This is a genomic window from Pseudomonas sp. H1_G08 (assembly GCF_054681355.1).
The window spans coordinates 124392-148477 of record NZ_CP162822.1 but is presented as its reverse complement, the minus strand read 5'-3'; the positions used below and the strand labels follow the sequence as shown (position 1 = coordinate 148477).

The window sequence follows — 24086 nt, the reverse complement described above, 5'->3', positions numbered from 1 at the left end:
GACCGGAACGCGACCCCCTTGTGGGAGCGAGCCTGCTCGCGAAAGCGGTCGTTCAGCACACAGAGATATTGATTGATGTGGCCTCTTCGCGAGCAGGCTCGCTCCCACAGGTTTTACAGCGTTACGACAACCGTGGCCGACGAAACCGTCCGGTCATGGCATAATCCGTCACCATTTTTTTCCAGCACCTGTAAAGGGGGCGATTCCTTGGCCGTTTCAAGTAAAACGTTGCACCTTTTCGGCATCAAAGCCTGCGACACCATGAAAAAGGCGCGCACCTGGCTCGATGAACACGCTGTCAGTTATGACTTTCACGATTACAAGACCGCCGGCATTGACCGTGAGCACCTGACCCAATGGTGCGACGAGCACGGCTGGCAAACCGTGCTGAACCGCGCCGGCACGACCTTTCGCAAACTCGACGACGAACGCAAAGCCGATCTCGACCAAGCGAAAGCCATCGAACTGATGCTCGCACAACCCTCGATGATCAAGCGCCCGGTGCTCGATCTCGGTGACCGAACCCTGATTGGCTTCAAGCCAGATATCTACGCGGCCGCTCTGAAGTAAGCAGCCCGTCACTCTTTGTAGAGGTATTCACATGTCCAATTCCCTGTTCAGCATTGCCTTTGGTGTCGGCACCCAGAACCGTCAAGGCGCATGGCTGGAAGTGTTCTACGCCCAGCCACTGCTCAATCCTTCGGCCGAACTGGTCGCGGCTGTTGCGCCGATCCTCGGTTACACCGAAGGCAACCAGGCCATCACCTTCACCACCGCCCAGGCTGCGCAACTGGCTGAAGCCGTCAAAGGCATCGACGCCGTGCAAGGCAAGCTTCTGACTCGCCTGGCTGAAAGCCACAAGCCGTTGGTTGCCACGCTGCTGGCCGAAGACGCGCAACTGACCTCCACGCCCGAGGCCTACCTCAAACTGCATCTGCTCTCGCACCGTCTGGTCAAGCCGCACGGCGTCAGCCTCGCCGGTATCTTCCCGCTGCTGCCGAACGTGGCGTGGACCAGCCAGGGCGCGATCGACCTGAGCGAACTGGCGGAAATGCAACTCGAAGCGCGTCTGCGCGGCGAACTGCTGGAAGTGTTCTCCGTGGACAAGTTCCCGAAGATGACCGACTACGTGGTACCGGCCGGCGTGCGTATCGCTGATGCCGCACGTCTGCGTCTGGGCGCCTACGTCGGCGAAGGCACCACCGTCATGCACGAAGGTTTCATCAACTTCAACGCCGGCACCGAAGGCCCGGGCATGATCGAAGGCCGCGTTTCCGCTGGCGTATTCGTCGGCAAGGGTTCGGACCTGGGCGGCGGTTGCTCGACCATGGGTACCCTGTCGGGCGGCGGCAACATCGTGATCAAGGTCGGTGAAGGCTGCCTGATCGGCGCCAACGCCGGTATCGGTATTCCGCTGGGCGACCGCAACACTGTCGAGTCGGGCCTGTACGTGACCGCCGGCACCAAGGTTGCGCTGCTGGACGAGCACAACAATCTGGTCAAGGTTGTGAAGGCGCGTGAGCTGGCTGGTCAGACTGACCTGCTGTTCCGTCGTAATTCGGAAACCGGTGCTGTGGAATGCAAGACCCACAAATCGGCGATCGAACTGAACGAAGCGCTGCACGCTCACAACTAAGCAGCACATCGACCTCCTGTGGGAGCGAGCCTGCTCGCGAAGCTTCTGGCGTCCTCAAGGACGCTGTAGCGAGCAGGCTCGCTCCCACAAGGTTTGGCGTACACCCCGCCCAATTTCACAGGGCTGAACCCATGATGATCCCCTCCCCGTGGCGCGCCGATTTCCCGGCTATCGCCGCGCTGCAACGGCAAGACCAGACCTATCTGGACAACGCCGCCACCACGCAAAAACCCCAGGCCCTGCTCGACGCACTGACGCATTACTACGCCAACGGCGCGGCCAATGTGCATCGTGCGCAACACCTGCCCGGTGCCCACGCGACACAAGCGTTCGAAGACAGCCGGCGCAAGGTTGGCCAGTGGCTGAATGCCGGTGACAGCGGGCAGATAATTTTCACGCACGGCGCCACCAGTGCCTTGAATCTGCTGGCTTACGGTCTTGAACATTTGTTCGAGCCGGGCGATGAGATTGTCATCAGCGCTCTGGAGCATCACGCCAACCTGTTGCCGTGGCAGCAACTGGCGCAACGCCGCAACCTGAAACTGGTGATCCTGCCGCTGGATGCCGACGGCCTGATCGACCTCGCCGCTGCCGTGCATCTGATCGGCCCGCGCACGCGTTTGCTGGCAGTCAGTCAGCTGTCCAACGTCCTTGGTGCCTGGCAACCGCTGACCGCTTTGCTCGGCATGGCCAAGGCGCAGAACGCGCTGACGGTAGTCGATGGCGCGCAAGGCGTGGTGCACGGCCGGCATGATGTGCAGGCGCTGGGTTGCGACTTCTATGTGTTTTCCAGCCACAAACTCTACGGCCCTGAGGGACTGGGCGTGCTGTTCGGGCGCAACGCTGCGCAGGAGCAGTTGCAGCCATGGCAGTTCGGCGGCGAAATGGTGCTGGACGCCAACTATCAGGATTCGCGCTTCCGCCCGGCGCCGTTGGGGTTCGAGGCTGGCACACCGCCAATCGCCAGTGTCATCGGCCTCGGAGCGACCCTCGACTACTTGGCCGGTTTGGATCAGGACGCCGTATCTGCCCATGAAGCGGCGCTGCACGACTATCTGTTGCGCGGCCTCGCTGCCCGCAACGGCATTCGCCTGCTCGGCAAGCCGCAACTGGCACTGGCCAGTTTTGTCGTCGAAGGCGTGCACAACGCTGATCTGGCGCATCTGCTCACCGAACAAGGCATCGCCGTACGCGCCGGGCATCACTGCGCCATGCCGCTGATGAAAAGCCTCGAACTGGCTGGCGCGATTCGCGTGTCGCTGGCGCTGTATAACGACTCGGAAGATCTGGAGCGCTTTTTCGAGACGCTGGATCAGGCGCTGGAGTTGTTGCGATGAGCCTGCCGGTGGAAGCGGCCGAAGCGCTGCAGACGTTTCAGAATGCGGCGGGCTGGGAACAGCGCGCGCGGCTGCTGATGCAGTTTGGCGATCGCTTGCCGGCGCTGGATGACGCGCAAAAGTGCGAGGCCAATCGGGTGCACGGCTGTGAAAGTCAGGTGTGGCTGGTCGGGGATTTGCGCGACGGGCACTGGCAGTTCAAGGCGAGCAGCGATGCGCGTATGATTCGCGGGTTGGTGGCGTTGCTGCTGTTGCGGGTCAATGGCTTGTCGGCGGTGGAGTTGCAGCAGGTGGATCTGCCGCAGTGGTTCAATCAGCTGGGACTGTCGCGGCAGTTGTCGCCTTCGCGCAGTAATGGCTTGAATGCGGTGCTCCAGCGGATGAATGAGTTGGCGCGCTAATCGCCTTCGCGAGCAGGCTCGCTCCCACAGTGGAAATGCACTTCCTGTGGGAGCGAGCCTGCTCGCGAAGAGGCCCTCATTAATACCTTCAGGCTTGAGGCTTGACCCGGTCCGCCGGGCGCCGAACACCAGCGACAATCTTGTCCACAGCCTTGGTCGCCGCGACCATGCCAAATGTCGCAGTAACCATCATCACCGCGCCAAATCCGCCGGCGCAGTCGAGCTTCACGCCGTCGCCGACAAAACTTTTCTGCAGACAAATGCTGCCATCCGGTTTCGGGTAGCGCAGCTGTTCGGTGGAAAACACACACGGCACGCTGTAGTGACGGGTCACGGTGCGGGAGAAGCCGTAGTCCCGGCGCAACGTCGAACGGACTTTCGAGGCCAGCGGATCGTTGAAGGTGCGGTTCAAGTCGCAAACCTGAATCAGCGTCGGGTCGATCTGCCCGCCCGCGCCGCCGGTGGTAATGATCTGGATCTTGCGGCGTTTGCACCAGGCGATCAGCGCCGCTTTGGCGTTCACCGCATCGATGCAGTCGATCACGCAGTCGATGTTCGGCGTGATGTATTCGGCCATGGTGTCGCGGGTGACGAAATCGGCCACGGCGTGCACCGTGCAATCGGGGTTGATCCCGCGCAGGCGCTCGGCCATCACCTCGACCTTGGGTTTGCCGACAGTGCTGTCCAAGGCGTGCAACTGACGGTTGGCATTACTGACGCAGACGTCATCAAGGTCGAACAGCGAGATCTCGCCCACCCCGCAACGGGCCATCGCTTCCGCCGCCCAGGAACCGACGCCACCAACGCCGACGATCGCCACATGGGCGGCGCGTAAGCGTTCCAGGCCCTCGATGCCATACAACCGGGCGATGCCTGCAAACCGCGGATCTTCTGTACTCATGACCATTACCCCAAAAACCGGCGCGCATTATAGGGCTACGCAGCGACAAGTTTTAAGCTGCAAGCGACAAGTGTAAGAACTTAAGTCAGAGACGGCTGCCCAATGTCAGGCATTTTCCCGTCAGTTGTACGACTGGTTAACCGCCGGTGTAGGATGCGCGCCCCTCGGGCGTCTATCCGACCGATCCTTCGTTCCACAGCCTATGGAACCCGAAACAGCTATGTCATCGCGTAAATTTGGACTCAACCTGGTGGTGGTGCTGGCCATCGCTGCCTTGTTCACCGGTTTCTGGGCGCTGGTCAATCGCCCGGTAACGGCGCCGAACTGGCCGCAGCAAATCTCCGGCTTCTCGTATTCGCCATTCCAGCAGGGGCAATTCCCACAGAAGGATCAGTATCCGTCTGACGATGAAATGCGCCGTGACCTGGAAATCATGAGCAAGCTGACCGACAACATCCGTATCTATTCGGTCGACGGTTCGCTGGGAGACATCCCGAAACTGGCGGAGGAATTCGGCCTGCGTGTCACCCTCGGCATCTGGATCAGCCCGGACCAGGAACGCAACGAACGGGAAATCACCAAAGCCATCGAACTGGCCAACACCTCGCGCAGCGTCGTGCGCGTGGTGGTCGGCAACGAAGCGCTGTTTCGTGAAGAAATCACCCCGGAAGCCCTGATCGTTCTGCTGGATCGAGTGCGCGCTGCGGTCAAAGTACCGGTGACCACTTCCGAGCAATGGCACATCTGGGAGAAATACCCTCAACTGGCCAAACATGTCGATTTGATCGCCGCCCACGTCTTGCCCTACTGGGAATTCATTCCGGTGGACAAGGCCGGCCAGTTCGTCTTCGACCGCGCCCGCGATCTGAAAAAACTCTTTCCGAAAAAACCGCTGCTGCTGTCCGAGGTAGGCTGGCCGAGCAACGGTCGCATGCGCGGTGGCGCCGATGCCTCGCCGGCAGATCAGGCGATTTACCTGCGCACACTGGTCAACAAGCTCAATCGCCAAGGCTTCAACTACTTCGTGATCGAAGCGTTTGACCAACCGTGGAAGGCCAGCGACGAAGGTTCGGTCGGCGCCTACTGGGGCGTGTTCAACGCCGCGCGCCAGCAGAAATTCAATTTCGAAGGCCCGGTGGTGGCGATTCCGCAATGGCGCGTGCTGGCCATCGGTTCGGTGGTGCTGGCGCTGCTGTCGCTGACCCTGCTGATGATCGACGGCTCAGCCCTGCGCCAACGCGGTCGTACGTTCCTGACGTTTATCGCGTTCCTCTGCGGCTCGGTGCTGGTGTACATCGGTTACGACTATAGCCAGCAATACAGCACGTGGTTCAGCCTCACGGTCGGATTCCTCCTGGCGCTCGGTGCGCTCGGGGTATTCATCGTCCTGCTCACCGAGGCCCATGAACTGGCCGAAGCGGTGTGGATTCACAAGCGCCGTCGGGAATTCCTGCCGGTGCTGGGCGATTCCGACTACCGGCCGAAAGTGTCGATCCACGTGCCCTGCTACAACGAGCCGCCAGAGATGGTCAAACAGACCCTCGATGCCCTGGCCGCGCTCGATTATCCGGACTTCGAAGTCCTGATCATCGACAACAACACCAAGGATCCGGCGGTGTGGGAACCGGTGCGCGATTACTGCGCAACCCTCGGCCCGCGCTTCAAGTTCTTCCACGTTTCGCCGCTGGCCGGTTTCAAGGGGGGCGCGCTGAATTATCTGATCCCGCACACCGCCAAGGATGCCGAGGTCATTGCGGTGATCGACTCCGATTACTGCGTGCACCCGAACTGGCTCAAGCACATGGTGCCGCACTTCGCCGACCCGAAAATCGCCGTAGTGCAGTCGCCGCAGGATTATCGCGACCAGAACGAAAGCACCTTCAAGAAGCTGTGCTACGCCGAATACAAGGGCTTCTTCCATATCGGCATGGTCACTCGCAACGACCGTGACGCGATCATTCAGCACGGCACCATGACCATGACCCGCCGTTCCGTGCTGGAAGAATTGGGCTGGGCTGACTGGTGCATATGTGAAGACGCCGAGCTCGGTCTGCGCGTGTTCGAGAAGGGCCTGTCGGCGGCGTATTACCACGACAGCTACGGCAAGGGCCTGATGCCGGATACCTTCATCGACTTCAAGAAACAGCGTTTCCGCTGGGCCTATGGCGCGATCCAGATCATCAAGCGCCACACCCGCAGCCTGCTGCGCGGCAAGGACACCGAACTGACTCGCGGTCAGCGTTATCACTTCCTCGCCGGCTGGCTGCCGTGGGTTGCCGATGGCATGAACATCTTCTTCACCGTTGGCGCGCTGTTGTGGTCGGCGGCGATGATCATCGTGCCGCAACGGGTCGATCCACCGTTGCTGATTTTCGCAATCCCGCCGCTGGCGCTGTTCGTGTTCAAGGTCGGCAAGATCATTTTCCTCTACCGTCGCGCCGTCGGCGTGAATCTGAAAGATGCGTTCTGCGCGGCACTGGCCGGGCTGGCGTTGTCGCACACCATCGCCAAAGCGGTGCTGTACGGTTTCTTCACCAGCAGCATTCCGTTCTTCCGCACGCCGAAAAACGCCGACAACCACGGCTTCTGGGTGGCGATCAGCGAGGCTCGCGAGGAGCTGTTCATTATGCTGTTGCTGTGGGGCGCGGCGCTGGGGATTTTCCTGGTGCAGGGCATTCCGAGCAATGACATGCGCTTCTGGGTAACCATGCTACTGGTGCAGTCGCTGCCGTACCTGGCGGCGCTGATCATGGCGTTCCTGTCGTCGCTGCCCAAACCAGCGGCCAAGGCTGAGCCGGCACCGGTCGTCTAAATCCGCAACGCAGCACTAAACGGCGGCCAATGGTCGCCGTTTTGCTTTAAGATAACCGCCATTTTGCGGGGCTTGGCGTGATAACCGGTCTGACTGACCACCCCTGTCCCTTGTGGGAGCGAGCCTGCTCGCGAAGGCGTTGTAACATTCAACCTTTAAGGTGCCTGGTAGACCGCTTTCGCGAGCAGGCTCGCTCCCACATTAGAAGCCCAAGCTCATACCCCATGATCCCGGAGTTTTCCATGACGGCCCACGCCGACCTATCGCCGACCCTTCAACTGGCCATCGACCTGATCCGCCGTCCTTCCGTGACCCCGGTCGATGCCGACTGCCAGAAGCAGATGATGCAGCGCCTGGGCGATGCCGGTTTCACCCTGGAGCCGATGCGCATCGAAGATGTGGATAACTTCTGGGCGACTCACGGCAACAACGACGGCCCGGTGCTGTGCTTCGCCGGCCACACCGACGTGGTACCGACCGGTCCGGTTACCGCATGGCAGATCGATCCGTTCAATGCCGTGATCGACGAACATGGCATGCTCTGCGGCCGTGGCGCGGCAGACATGAAAGGCAGTCTGGCGTCGATGACCGTCGCCGCTGAACGCTTTGTCGCCGATTACCCGAACCATAAAGGCAAGGTTGCGTTCCTGATCACCAGCGACGAAGAAGGCCCGGCGCATCACGGCACCAAGGCTGTGGTCGAACGTCTGGTCGCGCGCAAGGAGCGTCTGGACTGGTGCATCGTTGGCGAGCCGTCGAGCACCACCCTGGTCGGCGACGTGGTGAAAAACGGCCGTCGCGGCTCCCTCGGTGCCAAGCTCACGGTCAAAGGCGTGCAGGGCCACGTGGCCTACCCGCATCTGGCGAAAAACCCGATTCACCTCGCCGCTCCGGCGCTGGCCGAGCTGGCCGCCGAGCACTGGGACCACGGTAACGACTTCTTCCCGCCGACCAGTTTCCAGATTTCCAACGTCAATTCCGGCACCGGCGCGACCAACGTGATTCCCGGTGATCTGGTGGCGGTGTTCAACTTCCGTTTTTCCACCGAATCAACCGTCGAAGGCCTGCAGAAACGCGTTGCCGATATTCTCGACAAGCACGATCTGGACTGGCACATCGACTGGGCGCTGTCCGGCCTGCCGTTCCTCACCGAACCGGGCGCGCTGCTCGATGCGGTATCGTCGAGCATCAAGGACATCACCGGTCGCGAGACCAAGGCGTCGACCAGCGGCGGCACCTCCGATGGCCGCTTCATCGCGACCATGGGCACGCAAGTGGTTGAACTGGGCCCGGTCAACGCGACCATCCACCAGGTCAACGAGCGCGTGCTGGCGGCGGATCTCGATGTGCTGACCGAAATTTATTACCAGACCCTGATCAAGTTGCTCGCCTGATGCTCGCGTGCCCGATCTGCAGTGAACCGCTCAACGCGGTCGACAACGGCGTGGTCTGCCCCGCCGGGCATCGGTTTGACCGTGCGCGTCAGGGTTATCTGAACCTGTTGCCGGTGCAGCACAAGAACAGCCGCGACCCGGGCGACAATCAAGCGATGGTCGAGGCGCGCCGTGATTTCCTCAACGCCGGGCATTACGCGCCAGTGGCAAAGCGTCTGGCTGAATTGGCGGCGAGTTATGCGCCGGAGCGCTGGGTCGATATCGGTTGTGGCGAGGGTTACTACACCGCGCAAATCGCCGAAGCGTTGCCCAATGCGGATGGCTATGCACTGGACATTTCCCGTGAAGCCGTCAAACGCGCCTGCAAGCGCAACCCGGCAATTACCTGGTTGATTGCCAGCATGGCCCGCGTGCCATTGGCTTCAGGCAGTTGCCAGTTTCTCGCCAGCGTCTTCAGTCCGTTGGATTGGGAGGAAGCCAAGCGTCTGCTCAGCGTCGGCGGTGGGCTGATGAAAGTCGGCCCGACACGTGGCCATCTGATGGAGTTGCGCGAACGCCTGTACGACGAAGTGCGCGAGTACACCGACGACAAGCACATGGCCCTGGTGCCGGAAGGCATGGCGCTGGCGCACAGCGAAACCCTGGAATTCAAGCTGACCCTGGACAAGCCCGAGGACCGCGCCAACCTGTTGGCGATGACGCCTCACGGCTGGCGTGCCAGTGCCGAGCGTCGTGCGGCGGTGATCGAACAGGCCGAGCCGTTCGAGACCACCGTGTCGATGCGCTACGATTATTTCGTTCTTCAATAACTTTTGGTCTCGGGCACAGGCCCGGGGCCGGCTAAATCCGCGAATGGATTTTTCAGACCCGCAGTGAGGACATCCATGCGCCAACCGGACATCGAGATTTACCTGAAAGACGCCGACGTCGACCACAAGGCCATCGCCGCCTGGCTCGGCCAAGCGCTTGGCCCGTGCAGCGACTGGGTGCAGAAAGGCCAGACGTACAAGTGCAAGGCCGGCAACGTGCCGGTGACCTGGCTGCCGAAAGCCGTGGGCAAGTGGAACAGCCTGTTCCTGGAAAGCGACCAGACCCCCTGGGACGACGACATCGCCTGCGCCCGCGCAGCGTTTGCTGCGCTGAACGTCGAGGTGCGTTGTGCACCGGGGACGTGGGTCGAAGAAGAAGGTGAAGAAAGCGCCGATCGCTGGATTCGCATCAGCGAAGACGGAGAAGAAGAGATCACCTGGAAGACCGTGTAATCAGGGCAACGTAGAGCCCATGTGGGAGCGAGCCTGCTCGCGAATGCGCAGTGTCAGTCGATATGAATGGTGACTGATACACCGCATTCGCGAGCAGGCTCGCTCCCACAGTGGTTTTGGCGTTCTGGAGGTTTGTGTTACAGGCCTACAACATCCTCAGCCTGCAACCCCTTCTCGCCGGTGATCACCGCATACTCGACCTGTTGACCTTCGGTCAGCGAGCGGTGCCCTTCGCCGCGTATCGCGCGGTAGTGCACGAACACGTCCACGCCGTCGTCGCGCTGGATAAAGCCGTAGCCTTTGGCGTCGTTGAACCACTTCACGTTGCCGGTTTCGCGTGTTGCCATCTGTTCATACTCCTTTTTTATTATTGAACGGGCTTTTCGCAGGAAAGCCTTAGAGGAACGTCAGCCTGCGTCCGACGTCCATGACAGGGCACCGGCAACAGAGCGCCGAGTATATGACAGGTGCGGAAACTCTCAACAGGAGATTACTTCGGCGCTTTTTTGCCGATTTTCGCCTAATACGGCAAACTGTCCGCCCCGAGCGCCTGCTCGGTTTTATCCACTCACGCAGAAGCCGTATGACCCGTTCCCCGTTCCGCCGTCTTGTGTTTGGCACCCTGCGCCGCCTGTTGTATCTCTGGGTTCGCTCCGAGACCATCAATCAGTCGTCGTTCACTCTTAACCTCGACCGCAGTCGTCCGGTGTTCTACGTCCTGCAAAACCCTTCGCTGACCGATCTGGCGGTGGTTGACACCGAGTGCACCAAGGCCGGTCTGCCACGCCCGGTGCTGGCGGTATCGGTGGGTTCACTCATCGAACCAGCGGCGTTTTTCTATTTGACGCCGGACCCGGACTGGCTCGGGCGCCAGGACAAGCGCGGCGCGCCGCCGACTCTCACCCGCCTGGTCAGCGCGCTGACGCAGAACGCTGCCGAAGACGCGCAGATCATTCCGGTCAGCGTGTTCTGGGGCCAGTCGCCAGACAGCGAAAACAGCCCGTGGAAACTGTTGTTCGCCGACAGCTGGGCAGTCACCGGACGCCTGCGCCGGCTGCTGAGCATCATCGTCCTCGGGCGTAAAACCCGCGTGCAGTTTTCCGCGCCGATCCACCTGCGCGAACTGATCGATCACAACAAGGGTCATGAGCGCACCGTGCGCATGGCCCAGCGCATCCTGCGCGTGCACTTCCGCAACCTCAAAGCTGCGGTGATCGGCCCGGACATTTCCCACCGGCGCAATCTGGTCAAAGGCCTGCTCAATCAGCCGCTGGTCAAACAGGCGATCCTCGACGAAGCCGAGCGCGAAAAAATCTCGCCGGAAAAAGCCAAGGCCCAGGCCCTGCGCTATGGCAACGAGATTGCTTCGGACTACACCTACACCGCGATCCGTTTTCTCGAAGTGGTGCTGAGCTGGTTCTGGAACAAGATCTACGACGGTATCAAGGTCAATCACATCGAAGGTGTGCAGAACGTCGCGCAGGGTCACGAAGTGATCTACGTGCCGTGCCATCGCAGCCACATCGATTACCTGCTGCTTTCCTATCTGCTGTTCCGCAACGGTCTCACCCCGCCGCACATTGCTGCCGGGATCAACCTGAACATGCCGGTGATAGGCAGCCTGCTGCGTCGCGGCGGTGCGTTCTTCATGCGCCGCACCTTCAAGGGCAATCCGTTGTACACCTCGGTGTTCAACGAATACCTGCACACGCTGTTCACCAAAGGTTTCCCGGTGGAGTATTTCGTCGAGGGCGGGCGCTCGCGCACCGGGCGCATGCTGCAACCGAAAACCGGCATGCTCGCGATCACTCTGCGCAGTTTCCTGCGTTCGTCGCGGATGCCGATCGTGTTCGTGCCGGTGTACATCGGATACGAGCGCGTGCTCGAAGGCCGCACCTACCTCGGTGAGCTGCGCGGCGCGAGCAAAAAGAAAGAGTCGATCTTCGATATTTTCAAAGTGATCGGCGCGCTCAAGCAGCGCTTCGGTCAGGTCGCGGTCAACTTCGGCGAGCCGATCAAACTGGCGGAATTCCTTGACGCCGAGCAACCGGACTGGCGCCAGCAGGAACTCGGCCCGCAATTCAAACCGGCGTGGCTCAACGAAACCACCAACCGCCTCGGCGAGAAAGTCGCCCGACATCTCAATGAAGCGGCGGCGATCAACCCGGTCAATCTGGTAGCGCTGGCACTGCTGTCGACCACGCGCCTGGCCCTGGATGATCGGGCCATGGCGCGGGTGCTGGACCTGTATCTGGCGCTGCTGCGCAAGGTCCCGTATTCGCCACACACCACCTTGCCGGAAGGCGATGGCCGTGCGCTGATCGAGCATGTGAAAGACATGGATCTGCTCGCCGAGCAGAACGATGCGCTGGGCAAGATTCTGTATCTGGACGAGCAGAACGCGGTCCTGATGACTTACTACCGCAACAACGTCCTGCACATTTTCGCTCTGCCGTCGTTGCTGGCGAGTTTCTTCCAGAGCACCTCGCGCATGAGCCGCGAGCAGATCCTGCGCTACACCCGCGCGCTGTATCCGTACCTGCAATCGGAGCTGTTCATCCGCTGGAGCCTGGACGAACTCGACGCGGTGATCGATCAATGGCTGGAAGCGTTCGTCGAGCAGGGCCTGCTGCGTTTCGAGAAGGACGTTTACCTGCGCCCGGCGCCGAGTTCGCGGCATTTCGTGCTGCTGACACTGCTGTCGAAAAGCATCGCGCAGACCCTGCAGCGCTTCTACATGACCGTGTCCCTGCTACTCAACAGCGGCCAGAACAGCATCAGCGCCGAAGAGCTGGAAGACCTCTGCACGGTCATGGCCCAGCGTCTGTCGATCCTCCATGGCCTGAATGCGCCGGAATTCTTCGACAAGAGCCTGTTCCGCCACTTCATCCAGACCTTGCTCGACCTCGACGTCCTGCGCCGCGACGAAGCCGGCAAGCTCAGCTACCACGAACTGCTCGGCGAGCTGGCCGAAGGCGCGGCCAAACGCGTGCTGCCGGCGGAGATTCGCCTGTCGATCCGCCAGGTCGCGCTGCACCGCAGTGAAGATGCGGCGGATCAGATCACGCCACAGCCTGAGGCTTGAAGCCTTACCCCTGTGGGAGCGAGCCTGCTCGCGAAGACGGAGTGTCAGTCGCCATTTATTTTGACTGATCCACCGCTTTCGCGAGCAGGCTCGCTCCCACATTGAAAGGAGATTCACCCATGAAAAAACTGCTGACCCTCGCCGCCGCCACGCTGCTGAGCGCCTGCCAATCAACCACACCCGCCGGCAAGGCCAGCCTCGACGGCGAAGTCTTCTACCTGCAACGCATCGCTTTGCCCCCGAGCGCGACTCTGAGCGTGAGCCTGCAAGATGTGTCGCTGGCCGATGCACCGGCCGTCGTCCTCGACCAACAGAACGGCCCGATCAAAGGCCAGGTGCCGCTGCCGTTTCATTTGAGCTACGATCCGGCGCAGGTCAAACCCGGCCATCGTTATTCGATCAGCGCACGCATTGAAGTCAACGGCGAGCTGATGTTCATCACCACCGAAAACCACGCCGTGCAACTCGACGGCAACGACCCGCAGCCGCTGAAAATCCGCGTCGACGCCGTTCGTTAATCCACTCGCCAAAGGAAGACGCCATGCGCCGCCCTACCCTTCGCTTCGCCGCCGCCTGCGCCGGCTTGCTGATCTCCGCCAACGCCCTGGCCCTGTCGCTCAGCGACCTGTCCCAGCAAGACGCCACCGGCGGCCTCAAGGACGCCCTGACCCAAGGCGCCCAGATCGCCGTGAAACAACTCGGCACCCCGGGCGGCTTCAGCAATAACCCCGAAGTGAAAATCGAACTGCCGGGCAAACTCGGCAAAGCCGCGAGCAAGATGAAAGCCTTCGGCATGGGCGCCCAGGTCGAAGAACTGGAAAACGCGATGAACAAAGCCGCCGAATCCGCCGTGACCCAGGCCCAGCCAATCCTCGTCGATGCAGTGAAGAAAATGAGCGTGGCCGACGCCAAAGGCATCCTCAGCGGCGGCAATGATTCGGCCACCCAATACCTGAACAAATCCAGCCGCGAACAGATCCGCGCGAAATTCCTGCCCATCGTCAAGCAAGCCACCGACAAGGTCGGCGTCGCGCAGAAGTACAACGCCTTCGCGGGCCAGGCCGCTGCGTTTGGCGTGGTGGACGCGAAGAGCGCCAATGTCGAGAACTACGTCACCGAGCAAGCGCTGAATGGCCTGTTCGAGATGATCGGCAAACAGGAAGAAACCATCCGCCAGAACCCGGCCGCTGCGGCGACGAGTCTGGCGAAGAAAGTGTTTGGTACGCTTTAAGTCGTTACAACATGGGGGCGATTCAATTCGCTCCCATGCTTGCCTCCACGTAAAGAACTACGTAAAAAAAACACCCACTCCCGCCCCATCTTCCTTCTCTCAAAAAGCTGCAATTGGTCCAGCTCTTCCAGAATCGACGCCGCCTCGCTACCCGAGCAGGAAAAATTTTCCGCGACATTGCTCGCCGTAAACTCCTTCGCCTCCCCGCTTTGAGCCACCTGATACACCGCGCGCTGCCGTTCCGTCAGTTGAGCAATTACGCCAGAGCTCGTCAGCCAGCGCTCAAAGTCCTGAGTGTCTGCCAGACTCTTGCGGTACACAGTTATAAAACCGACCACGGCTCGCAAAATCACCGCGCATTGAAACTCGATGAAATAAGTCAGATCCAGCTCATCTGCCTCGGTGTGCAGGTAGGAGCGTCCGTATTTCACCGGTGCATTGCGCAGCAGCAGACTGATCGCAATGTAGCGAAACGCCGCGAACTCATGTTTGAACATGAACCAGTAAAACAAGGCTCTCGCGACCCGTCCGTTACCGTCGCGAAATGGATGTTCATAACCCATGGCGAAATGCAGCGTCACGGCCTTGGTCAGTGGATGCAGATAATTTTTGTCCAGAATCGAGGCAGCGGGCCGGTTGATCCAGGCGGACAGCCTCGCCAACCGCGCAACCAATCCTGCAGCAGGAGGTGGTCGGTGCACGGTGTTGCCTGAACCATCCTGAACAACCACCTCATCATTGGTCCGGAACAATCCGGGGGAATACTGCCCGTCATCGATCCCCTCCACACCCACTCGATGGATCTCTGCAATCAGCTCAATGCTCAGAGGTTCATAACGCTTTTCCCAAGCGAAATTCATCATTCGATAATTCCCCATGACCATGCGCTCATCTGGCGTCCGCGGCTGGCGCTGATGCTTGAGCATGTCCTTGGCTACGCGCGTGGTAGTCGCCGCGCCCTCCAACTGGCTACTGGCGATGGCTTCGTCTTCGATCAGGTCATTGAGCAGACAAGAGAAATGCGCCCGCTCGCCGAGCTGACTGGTCATGTAATCCAGCGCGGCCGTACTGGCGTAACGATCCACCACAGCCAAGGTTTTCTGCGCCAACGGCGTTGGCACGTATTTGCCCCACTGCACCGGCTCGCCCAAGGGCAACAAATGAATGTACTGGGCCGCCCGCGCCTTCTTCACCAACGCCCAACAAAGGTTCGCGTCCAACCCTGCCGCCCAGCGAAAGCGCAACGCCTCGAATGGCAAGTAGCGCCCATGATCATCGAGCGGCTTGAGCAGCGCCAGATAATCCGCAAGTCGTTGCTTGTGTGGCGAGCGGGCCAACAGGTCGAAAACAGGATCCGTTCTGCCGGCTAATGTCGGTGGTTTCTTCATCAGACAGACTCAAGGACTCGGAAAAGCAGAACCCGGAGTACAGCATTGGACGGCCAGCGCCTCAAGATCGGAGGATTCTGAAAAAGCTGTAGGAAGGCAGCGTGAATTGGCGATTCGAAATGAATTGGCTGTCAGACCGCCTTCGCGAGCAGGCTCGCTCCCACAAAAGCAAAGCAGCGTAGCTGCCCGCGGCAAAGCCGCCCCACTCAACAATGAGCGCAAGCTCGAGTACCGCTTTTGATCTTGATCCACCGGCGACGTCGGAAGGCTGAGTGGAGGGATTGATCCGGGCGTGGGAGCGCAGCGACCGTACGACGCAGTCGTACACAGCGAGTGTAGGTGCAGCGAAGCAAACCGGAGCCGCTGCGCCCGGATCGATCCCGCAGCGAAGGAACCGAGCCTGCGAGGGCCGAACGCAGGAGCAAGCGTTTTGGGTTACCTTTTTGGCGTTTGAAAAAGGTGACCCGCCGTAAGGGCGGAACCGTAATCAGCAACACCCACAGCAACGGATATACACCCAAAACCCCACGTCATGGTCGGCCCGAAGGCCGCCACGACACAAAAACCTCAAGCCTCCTTACGCACCCGAAACCACGCCGCATACAACGCCGGCAAAAACAACAGCGTCAGCGCAGTCGCAACAATCAACCCACCCATGATCGCCACCGCCATCGGCCCGAAAAACACACTGCGCGACAGCGGAATCATCGCCAGCACCGCCGCCAGCGCCGTCAACACAATCGGCCTGAAGCGCCGAACCGTAGCCTCGATAATCGCCTGCCAGGGCTTGAGCCCCGAAGCAATATCCTGCTCGATCTGATCCACCAGAATCACCGAATTGCGCATGATCATCCCGGACAACGCGATGGTCCCGAGCATCGCCACAAACCCGAACGGCTGCCTGAACACCATCAGAAACAACGTCACCCCGATCAGACCCAGTGGCGCGGTGAGAAACACCATCGCCGTGCGCGAGAAACTGCGCAACTGCACCATCAGCAAGGTCAACACCACGACAATGAACATCGGCACCCCGGCATTCACCGACTTCTGCCCGCGCTCGGAATCCTCCACCGTGCCGCCGACATCCAGCAGATAACCATCGGGCAATTCGGCGCGAATCGGGTCCAGCGTCGGCATGATCTGCTTGACCAGCGTCGCCGGTTGCTCCTTGCCGTAAATGTCGGCGCGCACCGTCACGTTCGGCAGCCGATTGCGGTGCCAGATGATGCCTTCCTCGAAGCCGTATTCCAGCGTGGCAATCTGCGACAACGCCACACTGCGACCGTTATCCGTCGGCACCGCGAGGCTCGGCAACAACGACAATTCAGTGCGCTCGTGCACGGTGCCGCGCAGCAGAATCTCGATCAATTCGTTGTCTTCGCGGTACTGGCTGACCGTCGAGCCGACCAGCGAACTCTGCAGGAATTTCGCCAGATTGGCCGTGCTCACACCGAGGGCGCGGGCGCGATCCTGGTCGATATTCAGGTAGACGACTTTGCTCGGCTCCTCCCAGTCCAGATGCACGTTGACCACGTGCGGATTCTCGCGAACCTTTGCCGCCACTTTGCGCGCCAACGCACGGACTTCTTCGATGTGCTCGCCAGTGACGCGGAACTGCACCGGATAGCCAACCGGCGGTCCGTTTTCCAAACGGGTGACCCGCGAACGCAGGGCCGGGAACTGTTCGTTGAGGGTTTCGATCAACCAGCTGCGCAGCGCTTCACGCTCTTCGATGGTTTTTGCCAACACCACGAACTGGGCAAAACTCGCCGCCGGCAGTTGCTGATCCAGCGGCAGGTAAAAACGCGGCGAGCCGGTACCGACGTAGGCCACGTAATTGTCGATGCCGGCGTGCTCCTTGAGCAGCGCTTCGAGGCGTTTGACTTCGCTGGTGGTATTGGCCAGCGAAACGCCTTCGGCCAGTTTCAGATCGACCATCAACTCCAGCCGGTTCGAAGCCGGGAAGAACTGCTGCGGCACAAAGCGGAACAACATCACCGAGGCAATAAACAGGCCCACGGTGAGCACGATTACCGTCTTTCGGTGCGCCACACACCACTCCACCAGACGCCGGACGCGCTGATAGAACGGCGTCGCATACGGATCCGGTTGACCATCGCCAGTGCCGTGTTTTGCCGCGTGAATTTTCGCCAGATCCGGCAGGAGCTTTTCCCCCAGATACGGTACGAACATCACCGCCGCGACCCACGACGCGAGCAAGGCAATGGTCACCACCTGGAAAATCGAGCGGGTGTATTCACCGGTGCCGGACTGCGCAGTGGCAATCGGCAGGAAGCCGGCGGCGGTGATCAGCGTGCCGGTAAGCATCGGGAATGCGGTGCTGGTCCAGGCATAACTCGCCGCGCGAATGCGATCGAAGCCCTGCTCCATTTTGATCGCCATCATTTCCACGGCGATGATCGCATCGTCCACCAGCAGACCCAGCGCCAGCACCAGCGCACCGAGGGAAATCTTGTGCAGGCCGATCCCGAGGTAATACATGCAGGCGAAGGTCATCGCCAGCACCAGCGGAATGGTCAGCGCGACGACCATGCCGGTGCGCACGCCGAGGGAGAAGAAGCTCACCAGCAAGACGATCGCCAGCGCTTCGACCAACACCTGGACGAACTCGCCGACGCCGGTTTTTACCGCTGCCGGCTGATCGGACACCTTGCGCAACTGCATGCCGGCCGGGAGGTTTTTCTGGATCCGCGAGAACTCGCCCTCCAGCGCCCTGCCCAGCACCAGAATGTCGCCGCCGTCCTTCATCGCCACGGCCAGACCGATCGCATCGTCGCCCATGAAACGCATGCGCGGCGCCGGTGGGTCGCTGAAACCGCGACGCACATCGGCGATATCGGAGATACGGAACGTACGATCGGCGACGCGGATCGGAAAGTTCTTTATCTCTTCGACTGTCTGAAAATTCCCCGAGACGCGTAGCTGCAAGCGCTCGCTGCCGGTTTCAAAGAACCCCGCCGTGGACACCGCGTTCTGCTCTTCCAGCGCCTGCTGCACTGCCGCCAGCGGCAAGCCGAGGGTGGCGAGTTTGACGTTGGACAGCTCGACCCAGATTTTCTCGTCCTGTAACCCAAGCAGTTCGACCTTGCCAACGTCCTTGACCCGTTGCAGTTGAATCTGGATGCGGTCGGCGTAATCCTTGAGCACGGCGTAGTCGAAACCGTCACCGGTCAACGCATAGATATTGCCGAAGGTGGTGCCGAACTCATCGTTGAAAAACGGCCCCTGAATTCCCGGCGGCAAGGTCTGGCGGATATCGCCGACCTTCTTGCGCAACTGATACCAGAGATCGGGGATTTGCTTGGAGTGCATCGAGTCGCGGGCGATGAAGGTCACCTGGGATTCACCGGGGCGGGAGAACGACATGATGCGTTCGTACTCGCCGGTTTCCATCAGTTTCTTTTCGATCCGTTCAGTAACCTGGCGCGAGACCTCCTGCGCGGTCGCGCCGGGCCAGCGGGTCTGAATGACCATCGCCTTGAAAGTGAACGGCGGGTCTTCACTCTGGCCGAGTTTGGTGTAGGACAACGCGCCGACAACGGCGAGCAAAAGCATCAGGAACAGTACGATCTGGCGATTACGCAACGCCCATTCGGAGAGGTTGAAGCGCATCGGGGCTTACTCCTTGTTCGCCAGATTGACCACACGGTTGGAGCGATCCACCGGCCGCACCTGCTGGCCGTCGAGCAGCACATGAACGCCGGCAGCCACTACCCAGTCGCTGGCATTGAGCCCCTCGAGCACCGCCACGCTTTTCTCGCCGAACGGACCGACCCGCACCGGGGTTTTCTTCAACGTGTTGTTGCCGTTGACCACCCAGACGTAGGTCGCGCCGTTTTCAGCGGTCAGCGCGGAAAGCGGTATCGACAGCGAGACACTGTCAGCCGATTGCACGAACACCCGGGCGCTCTGCCCCAGTTCAGCCGGCACTTTGCCGCTGGTGAACGAGATACGCGCGGCAAAAGTGCGCGAGCGCGGATCGGCGGACGGTGACAACTCGCGGATCTGCCCGGCGAAGCGTTGATTTTGCTGTGCCCACAATTCCACGGTAACCGGCTGACCAACCTTGAAGCGGCCGAAGCTTTGCTCCGGCAGGCTGATCAACACTTCGCGCTCACCATCGGTGGCGAGGGTGAACACGGTTTGCCCGGCGGCGACCACTTGGCCGACTTCCACCGAACGCTTGGCCACCACGCCATCCTGTGGCGCACGCAGTACCGCGTAACTGGCCTGGTTGGTCGAAACGTTGAATTCAGCTTTGATTTGTTTAAGGCGGGCTTCGCCGGAGCGATATAGATTTTCGGCATTGTCGTAGGCCGAGCGGCTGACCATCTGCCGATCCATCAGGGTTTTATAGCGATCCCGTTCTGCGCGGACCAGGTTCAGATTGGCCTCGGCGGCAGCGACCTGCGCGCGGGTGGCTTCCAGTTGCAGGCGCACATCCTGCGGGTCGAGTTCGGCCAGTGGTTGATCGGCCTTGACGCGCTGGCCTTCGTCGACCAGTCGTCGGCTGACTTTGCCGCCAATGCGGAATGCCAGATCAGGCTCATAACGGGCACGCACCTCGCCCGGATAACTTTCCATCGCCTGCGCCGAAGGCTCGGGCTGTACCACCATGGCCGGGCGTACGGTGACCTTGGTCACCTCTTCCTGACCGCACGCCGATAACAGGAACGCCAGACTGACTGGCACGGCAAAGGACAACGCATGGCGGTACATGGTGACGGACCTTTCGCGAATGAGGCTTGGAATATTTATACTGGCGGGTATGGTATTAATAGCAAACTCACCAGTCCAGTATTAAAAGCGAAGAATGTCGAACAATCTTTCAGCTTCAAACGGCCCGGGCCGCCCCAAGGATCTGGCCAAGCGCCAGGCGATCCTGGATGCGGCGAAAACCCTGTTTCTCTGCCATGGCTACGCCAACACCAGCATGGACGCGGTGGCCAGCGAGGCGGGCGTGTCGAAGCTGACGGTCTACAGCCATTTCAACGACAAGGAGACGCTGTTCTCCGCTGCCGTCGTCGCGAAATGCGAGGAACAATTGCCGCCGCTGTTCTTCGAATTGCCGGACGGCATCGCGGTGGAAAATGTATTGCTGAACATTGCCCGGGGCTTTCACCAACTGATCAACAGCGATGAATCAGTGAACCTGCACCGCCTGATCATGGCGCTGGGCAGTCAGGACCCGAAGCTGTCGCTGATCTTCTTCGAGGCCGGCCCAGAGCGCGTGGTCAACGGCATGGAAGGTCTGCTGGCGAAAATCCATGCAACCGGCGCGCTGAGCATCGACCAGCCACGCAACGCCGCCGAGCACTTCTTCTGCCTGATCAAAGGGGCGGGAAATTTTCGTTTGTTGTATGGCTGCGGCGAGCCGCTGACCGGAGAGGAAGCGGAGCGGCATGTGCGGGAGGTGGTGGGGTTGTTTATGCGGGCTTACAAACCCTGACAGTTTTGCGGTGCTTGTGCAGACCGCTTCGCGAGCAGGCTCGCTCCCACACTGGAATGCATTTCCTACTGTGGGAGCGAGCCTGCTCGCGAATGGGGCGACGCGGTCTCAGGGCTTCAGCGCTTTCTTCGGATAAATGTCATACCGGCTCGATTTGCCATCCAGCGCATGGCTCGGTTTCGGCCCTTCGATGCACGGTGCCTTGCGCGGGCGCTTGACCACCACCCGGTGCGTGGCCAGCGCCAGCGCGGCTTCAAGCAGGGCCGGTGCATCCGGATCATCACCGACCAGCGGGCGGAACAGGCGCATTTCCTTTTTCACCAGCGCGGTTTTCTCGCGATGCGGGAACATCGGGTCGAGATAGATCACCTGCGGCGCCTCCCCTTCCCAACTGCGCATCACTTCGATGGAGTTGCCCTTAAGCAATTTCATCCGCGCCACGATCGGCGCCACGTCGAAATCTTCCGCCGCCCGCGCCAAGCCGTCCTCAAGCAGTGCGCCGATCAGCGGCTGACGCTCGATCAGGCTCATTTCACAACCGAGACTGGCCAGCACAAATGCATCCTTGCCCAAGCCCGCCGTGGCATCCAGCACACGCGGGCGAACGCCTTGGGCGATGCCGACAGCCTTGGCAATCATCTGGCCGCTGCCGCCGCCATACAAACGACGATGCGCCGCGCCGCCTTCGACGAAGTCGACCCGCACCGGTCCAGGCGCATCCGGGCCAAGCTGCTGCAACTGCAAACCCTGCTCGCCGACCTGCAAGACGAACTCGCCGTCCGCCTCGCCGAGCGGCAGGCCGAGACGTTCGGCCCAGTGTGCGGCTTGTGCTTGAAACGTCGGGGCGAGGGCCTGGACATGGATGCGGCAGGCCGCAGGTGACTCGATCATGAAAAAACGCTCAAAAAAGTTAAGGATTGACAAAAACCGCCGATAAACCATTCAACGCGCATTTTGCCAGAGCTGAGCGTCAACCGAAAAAAATGTCAGGCATTCTTCCCACATCGATTGGCTACGTTTCGCCCCATGGCGACTTTAGCCGTCATAACACTCAAGCACTGAGCGGCGTCAGTCACCTGTGGCAGGATTTCTTTGCCCAGGCCCTGGCCGAACAGACGAGTGAAGTGGTGCCTGCCTGTGGCACGTTTCCACCGGTTGACCTGAACAGCCCGGAAGAACCGACCGTTGGCAGCGAGCTGCACGCGCACATCGTCAGCCAGCGTGAGTGCGACGTGGTTGAAACCCAGGTTCGCCCGCCGGAGCCACTGTTCCTGCCGATCGCCGAGTTCGAAATGGAGCTGCTGGACAAGCCGTTCCCACCGTTCCCGCCGGAAGAGCTCAAAGCCCAGCAAGAGCAACAGGATTTCGACAGCAGCTGGGTACGCCCGATTGTGATCAACAATGGCCAGCCAGTGCCGGAGCCAGGCCCTGCGCCGCAGAAACGTCCGCTGTACCTGCCGATTGCCGAGTTCGATCTGGACTTGCTTCAGAAGCCTTACCCGCCGTTCCCGCCGGAAGAAATCGTCGAGCAGCAGAAAGCTCTGGACTTCGATAATGGCTGGGCTCGGCCGATCGTTCTGCAGAACCTGCGCCTCGCTGCCTGATTCTCAGCGACACACGCTCCAGCGCCCGACATCGACATGAAAGTGATTGCGATGGGCGGCGTTGTAGTCCGGACTCAACACCACACTGAATGACTCACAGGCGCCGTCGCGCAGTTGGCGGAGAAACTCTGCGTCCTGGTTTTGCTTGGGCCAATCCCTGAGCACGCTGATCGTGCGTCCGCCAGCCAAACGGAAACCGGCAATGTCCAGCGCGTCGGCACTGGCATGTCGACTGAGGGCACCGCTCTCACGGTTGTAGACATTGCGACAGGCAAAGCTGCCGAGGTGATCGACACGCGCGATCTTCTGGCCATAAGCCGATTGCGCGGCCGGTTGCAGGGTGTGGTGTTCGAACATCGCGTACGCCACCGCCAGCGGGCAACTGGCAATGAAACTGCTGCTCAGCGCCACTCCACCGCCATGCACCCGCAGAGCACCGACCAGCGGACACTTGGCGCCGGGGCTGTCGGCCTGGGGGCTGACGCGCAGATCCGAGCTGCTCAATGCCTGTGCGCAAAGCTCGGGATCACTGCGCAGGCGCATGAGTTTGTAACCGGTGAGCCAGTTGGGCGCGGCTTTAATGTCCAATGGCGCCCACGGGTTCCACTGCGGCGGCACGTCCAGCCAGCCACGCCAGACACTCACCGCGCCACCAGCGATCGCGAGCAACACCCCCCAGAACAGCCAACGTCCCATGCTCAGTCCTTGCAGAGTTGATTGGCCTTGGCATACGGCATCGACTGTGACGTGAAGCCAAAGGTGCCGGATTGCTGGATTTCCTCAGCCGCGCGGAAGAACTCGCCGAACGCCGCCAGCGCCAGTGCCGAGCCGGTGCTGATCCGCCGGACGCCCAGTTCCTCGAGCTGTTGCACGGTCAGTTTCAAACCGCCAGACATCAACACATTGACCGGTTTCGGCGCCACCGCTTGCACCACTGCGCGCACTTCTTCGGCGCTGCGCAAACCCGGCGCATAGAGCACGTCGGCACCCGCTTCGGCGAATGCCTGCAAGCGGCGAATGGTGTCGTCAAGATCGGGGTTGCCGTGCAGGTAATTTTCCGCGCGAGCGGTGAGGACGAAAGGAAACGGCAGGGTGCGCACCGCCGCGACAGCGGCTTCAATCCGTGCAACGGCGTGTTCGAAGCAATAGATCGGCGCGTCCGGACGTCCCGTAGCGTCTTCGATCGACCCGCCCACCGCGCCCGCTTCGGCGGCGCGCAACAGACTCTGCGCAGACTCGACCGGATCATCGGCAAAGCCGTTTTCCAGGTCCACCGCCACCGGCAGATCCGTAGCCGCGACAATCGCGCGGACATTGGCCAGGGTCTCGTCGAGACTCAACGCGCCATCAGGCTTGCCTTGGGAAAACGCGTAACCGGCACTGGTGGTGGCCAAGGCCTGATAGCCAAGACCGGCGAGCATCTTCGCCGAGCCGGCATCCCACGGATTAGGGATGACGAAGATCCCCTGGCGATCATGCAGGGCTTTGAAGGCTTGGGCTTTGAGGCGTTGCTGTTGACTGACTTGGACGTTCATCGACGGCCTCCCGGGCAGAAAAAACCC

Annotated in this window: 21 protein-coding genes; 13 read left to right on the top strand and 8 right to left on the bottom strand. The window is 60.8% G+C overall.

Features of this window, described 5'->3' with window-relative positions:
* Positions 1-207: 207 nt before the first annotated feature.
* The 4 genes from AB4N85_RS00640 (at position 208) to AB4N85_RS00625 (ending at position 3374) form a co-directional block, all read left to right on the top strand.
* Positions 208-570, top strand: a complete 363-nt coding sequence (locus AB4N85_RS00640) for an ArsC family reductase (protein WP_038860603.1) — start codon at positions 208-210, stop codon at positions 568-570.
* Between the two features lie 31 nt (positions 571-601).
* Positions 602-1636, top strand: coding sequence for a 2,3,4,5-tetrahydropyridine-2,6-dicarboxylate N-succinyltransferase (dapD, locus tag AB4N85_RS00635; protein WP_003222105.1), 1035 nt, complete (start codon positions 602-604; stop codon positions 1634-1636).
* Between the two features lie 131 nt (positions 1637-1767).
* A complete protein-coding gene (locus AB4N85_RS00630; protein WP_252868868.1) occupies positions 1768-2973 on the top strand; it encodes an aminotransferase class V-fold PLP-dependent enzyme in 1206 nt (401 codons plus the stop codon).
* Positions 2970-3374, top strand: a complete 405-nt coding sequence (locus AB4N85_RS00625) for a SufE family protein (RefSeq protein WP_252868867.1) — start codon at positions 2970-2972, stop codon at positions 3372-3374. Before AB4N85_RS00630 ends, AB4N85_RS00625 begins: the two co-directional genes overlap by 4 nt.
* Before the next feature lie 88 nt (positions 3375-3462).
* On the opposite strand, the gene tcdA is transcribed toward AB4N85_RS00625, so the two are convergent.
* Positions 3463-4281, bottom strand: coding sequence for a tRNA cyclic N6-threonylcarbamoyladenosine(37) synthase TcdA (tcdA, locus tag AB4N85_RS00620; protein ID WP_039762445.1), 819 nt, complete (start codon positions 4279-4281; stop codon positions 3463-3465).
* A 214-nt stretch (positions 4282-4495) separates the two neighbouring features.
* Between tcdA and AB4N85_RS00615 the strand changes: the two genes are divergently transcribed.
* The 4 genes from AB4N85_RS00615 to AB4N85_RS00600 all read left to right on the top strand — a co-directional run bounded on the left by AB4N85_RS00615 (position 4496) and on the right by AB4N85_RS00600 (position 9743).
* Entirely contained in the window at positions 4496-7087 is a 2592-nt protein-coding gene (locus AB4N85_RS00615) for a glycosyltransferase (RefSeq protein WP_110645889.1), read from the top strand.
* A gap of 242 nt (positions 7088-7329) precedes the next feature.
* Positions 7330-8481 carry a succinyl-diaminopimelate desuccinylase gene (gene dapE, locus AB4N85_RS00610; RefSeq protein WP_236168067.1) on the top strand — a complete coding sequence of 384 codons (1152 nt, stop codon included), beginning with the start codon at positions 7330-7332 and terminating at the stop codon, positions 8479-8481.
* On the top strand, positions 8481-9290 hold the full coding sequence (locus AB4N85_RS00605) for a putative RNA methyltransferase (RefSeq protein ID WP_252868866.1): 810 nt from the start codon (positions 8481-8483) through the stop codon (positions 9288-9290). The genes dapE and AB4N85_RS00605 overlap by 1 nt, the downstream gene beginning before the upstream one ends.
* Positions 9291-9365: 75 nt before the next feature.
* Entirely contained in the window at positions 9366-9743 is a 378-nt protein-coding gene (locus AB4N85_RS00600; RefSeq protein ID WP_252868865.1) for a hypothetical protein, read from the top strand.
* A 137-nt stretch (positions 9744-9880) separates the two neighbouring features.
* Here the strand turns inward: AB4N85_RS00600 and AB4N85_RS00595 are convergent, their stop codons facing one another.
* Complete coding sequence (locus AB4N85_RS00595) at positions 9881-10090, bottom strand: cold-shock protein (protein ID WP_016771489.1); 210 nt, start codon at positions 10088-10090, stop codon at positions 9881-9883.
* A gap of 236 nt (positions 10091-10326) precedes the next feature.
* Here AB4N85_RS00595 and plsB point away from each other — a divergent pair, with 236 nt between their 5' ends.
* The 3 genes from plsB (at position 10327) to AB4N85_RS00580 (ending at position 14059) form a co-directional block, all read left to right on the top strand.
* Entirely contained in the window at positions 10327-12828 is a 2502-nt protein-coding gene (plsB, locus tag AB4N85_RS00590) for a glycerol-3-phosphate 1-O-acyltransferase PlsB (RefSeq protein ID WP_122610711.1), read from the top strand.
* 119 nt (positions 12829-12947) lie between these two features.
* The gene (locus AB4N85_RS00585; RefSeq protein WP_137215256.1) at positions 12948-13346 is read left to right on the top strand and encodes a YbaY family lipoprotein; all 399 of its coding nucleotides are present in this window, start codon (positions 12948-12950) and stop codon (positions 13344-13346) included.
* Between the two features lie 23 nt (positions 13347-13369).
* Entirely contained in the window at positions 13370-14059 is a 690-nt protein-coding gene (locus tag AB4N85_RS00580) for a DUF4197 domain-containing protein (RefSeq protein ID WP_252868864.1), read from the top strand.
* On the opposite strand, the gene AB4N85_RS00575 is transcribed toward AB4N85_RS00580, so the two are convergent.
* The 3 genes from AB4N85_RS00575 to AB4N85_RS00565 form a co-directional block, all read right to left on the bottom strand.
* The gene (locus AB4N85_RS00575; RefSeq protein ID WP_252868863.1) at positions 14056-15447 is read right to left on the bottom strand and encodes a Fic family protein; all 1392 of its coding nucleotides are present in this window, start codon (positions 15445-15447) and stop codon (positions 14056-14058) included. The two genes, AB4N85_RS00580 and AB4N85_RS00575, sit on opposite strands and share 4 nt — an antisense overlap.
* Before the next feature lie 567 nt (positions 15448-16014).
* On the bottom strand, positions 16015-19083 hold the full coding sequence (locus AB4N85_RS00570; RefSeq protein ID WP_095180476.1) for an efflux RND transporter permease subunit: 3069 nt from the start codon (positions 19081-19083) through the stop codon (positions 16015-16017).
* A gap of 6 nt (positions 19084-19089) precedes the next feature.
* Positions 19090-20190: an efflux RND transporter periplasmic adaptor subunit gene (locus AB4N85_RS00565; protein WP_095180475.1), complete on the bottom strand. Its 1101-nt coding sequence runs from the start codon at positions 20188-20190 to the stop codon at positions 19090-19092.
* Positions 20191-20284: 94 nt separating this feature from the next.
* Between AB4N85_RS00565 and AB4N85_RS00560 the strand changes: the two genes are divergently transcribed.
* A complete protein-coding gene (locus AB4N85_RS00560; RefSeq protein ID WP_252868862.1) occupies positions 20285-20920 on the top strand; it encodes a TetR/AcrR family transcriptional regulator in 636 nt (211 codons plus the stop codon).
* 108 nt (positions 20921-21028) lie between these two features.
* On the opposite strand, the gene AB4N85_RS00555 is transcribed toward AB4N85_RS00560, so the two are convergent.
* Positions 21029-21811 (bottom strand): class I SAM-dependent methyltransferase, encoded by a 783-nt coding sequence (locus AB4N85_RS00555; protein ID WP_435406343.1) that lies wholly within the window; start codon positions 21809-21811, stop codon positions 21029-21031.
* 92 nt (positions 21812-21903) lie between these two features.
* On the opposite strand from AB4N85_RS00555, the gene AB4N85_RS00550 reads away from it, so the two are divergent.
* On the top strand, positions 21904-22524 hold the full coding sequence (locus AB4N85_RS00550) for a hypothetical protein (RefSeq protein ID WP_056783179.1): 621 nt from the start codon (positions 21904-21906) through the stop codon (positions 22522-22524).
* Positions 22525-22527: 3 nt separating this feature from the next.
* Here AB4N85_RS00550 and AB4N85_RS00545 read toward each other — a convergent pair whose 3' ends face one another.
* Together AB4N85_RS00545 and AB4N85_RS00540 are read right to left on the bottom strand one after the other, a co-directional pair.
* Positions 22528-23220, bottom strand: a complete 693-nt coding sequence (locus AB4N85_RS00545; RefSeq protein WP_150636293.1) for an extensin-like domain-containing protein — start codon at positions 23218-23220, stop codon at positions 22528-22530.
* A gap of 2 nt (positions 23221-23222) precedes the next feature.
* Complete coding sequence (locus tag AB4N85_RS00540; protein ID WP_252868861.1) at positions 23223-24059, bottom strand: isocitrate lyase/PEP mutase family protein; 837 nt, start codon at positions 24057-24059, stop codon at positions 23223-23225.
* Positions 24060-24086 lie beyond the last annotated feature (27 nt).

Bases quoted from the DNA above. Each gene is read 5' to 3' on its own strand.
- dapD (WP_003222105.1), top strand. From the start codon at position 602: ATGTCCAATTCCCTGTTCAGCATTGCCTTTGGTGTCGGCACCCAGAAC.
- AB4N85_RS00630 (WP_252868868.1), top strand. From the start codon at position 1,768: ATGATGATCCCCTCCCCGTGGCGCGCCGATTTCCCGGCTATCGCCGCG.
- AB4N85_RS00625 (WP_252868867.1), top strand. From the start codon at position 2,970: ATGAGCCTGCCGGTGGAAGCGGCCGAAGCGCTGCAGACGTTTCAGAAT.
- tcdA (WP_039762445.1), bottom strand. From the start codon at position 4,281: ATGGTCATGAGTACAGAAGATCCGCGGTTTGCAGGCATCGCCCGGTTG.
- AB4N85_RS00615 (WP_110645889.1), top strand. From the start codon at position 4,496: ATGTCATCGCGTAAATTTGGACTCAACCTGGTGGTGGTGCTGGCCATC.
- dapE (WP_236168067.1), top strand. From the start codon at position 7,330: ATGACGGCCCACGCCGACCTATCGCCGACCCTTCAACTGGCCATCGAC.
- AB4N85_RS00605 (WP_252868866.1), top strand. From the start codon at position 8,481: ATGCTCGCGTGCCCGATCTGCAGTGAACCGCTCAACGCGGTCGACAAC.
- AB4N85_RS00600 (WP_252868865.1), top strand. From the start codon at position 9,366: ATGCGCCAACCGGACATCGAGATTTACCTGAAAGACGCCGACGTCGAC.
- AB4N85_RS00595 (WP_016771489.1), bottom strand. From the start codon at position 10,090: ATGGCAACACGCGAAACCGGCAACGTGAAGTGGTTCAACGACGCCAAA.
- plsB (WP_122610711.1), top strand. From the start codon at position 10,327: ATGACCCGTTCCCCGTTCCGCCGTCTTGTGTTTGGCACCCTGCGCCGC.
- AB4N85_RS00585 (WP_137215256.1), top strand. From the start codon at position 12,948: ATGAAAAAACTGCTGACCCTCGCCGCCGCCACGCTGCTGAGCGCCTGC.
- AB4N85_RS00580 (WP_252868864.1), top strand. From the start codon at position 13,370: ATGCGCCGCCCTACCCTTCGCTTCGCCGCCGCCTGCGCCGGCTTGCTG.
- AB4N85_RS00575 (WP_252868863.1), bottom strand. From the start codon at position 15,447: ATGAAGAAACCACCGACATTAGCCGGCAGAACGGATCCTGTTTTCGAC.
- AB4N85_RS00570 (WP_095180476.1), bottom strand. From the start codon at position 19,083: ATGCGCTTCAACCTCTCCGAATGGGCGTTGCGTAATCGCCAGATCGTA.
- AB4N85_RS00565 (WP_095180475.1), bottom strand. From the start codon at position 20,190: ATGTACCGCCATGCGTTGTCCTTTGCCGTGCCAGTCAGTCTGGCGTTC.
- AB4N85_RS00560 (WP_252868862.1), top strand. From the start codon at position 20,285: ATGTCGAACAATCTTTCAGCTTCAAACGGCCCGGGCCGCCCCAAGGAT.
- AB4N85_RS00555 (WP_435406343.1), bottom strand. From the start codon at position 21,811: ATGATCGAGTCACCTGCGGCCTGCCGCATCCATGTCCAGGCCCTCGCC.
- AB4N85_RS00550 (WP_056783179.1), top strand. From the start codon at position 21,904: ATGTCAGGCATTCTTCCCACATCGATTGGCTACGTTTCGCCCCATGGC.
- AB4N85_RS00545 (WP_150636293.1), bottom strand. From the start codon at position 23,220: ATGGGACGTTGGCTGTTCTGGGGGGTGTTGCTCGCGATCGCTGGTGGC.
- AB4N85_RS00540 (WP_252868861.1), bottom strand. From the start codon at position 24,059: ATGAACGTCCAAGTCAGTCAACAGCAACGCCTCAAAGCCCAAGCCTTC.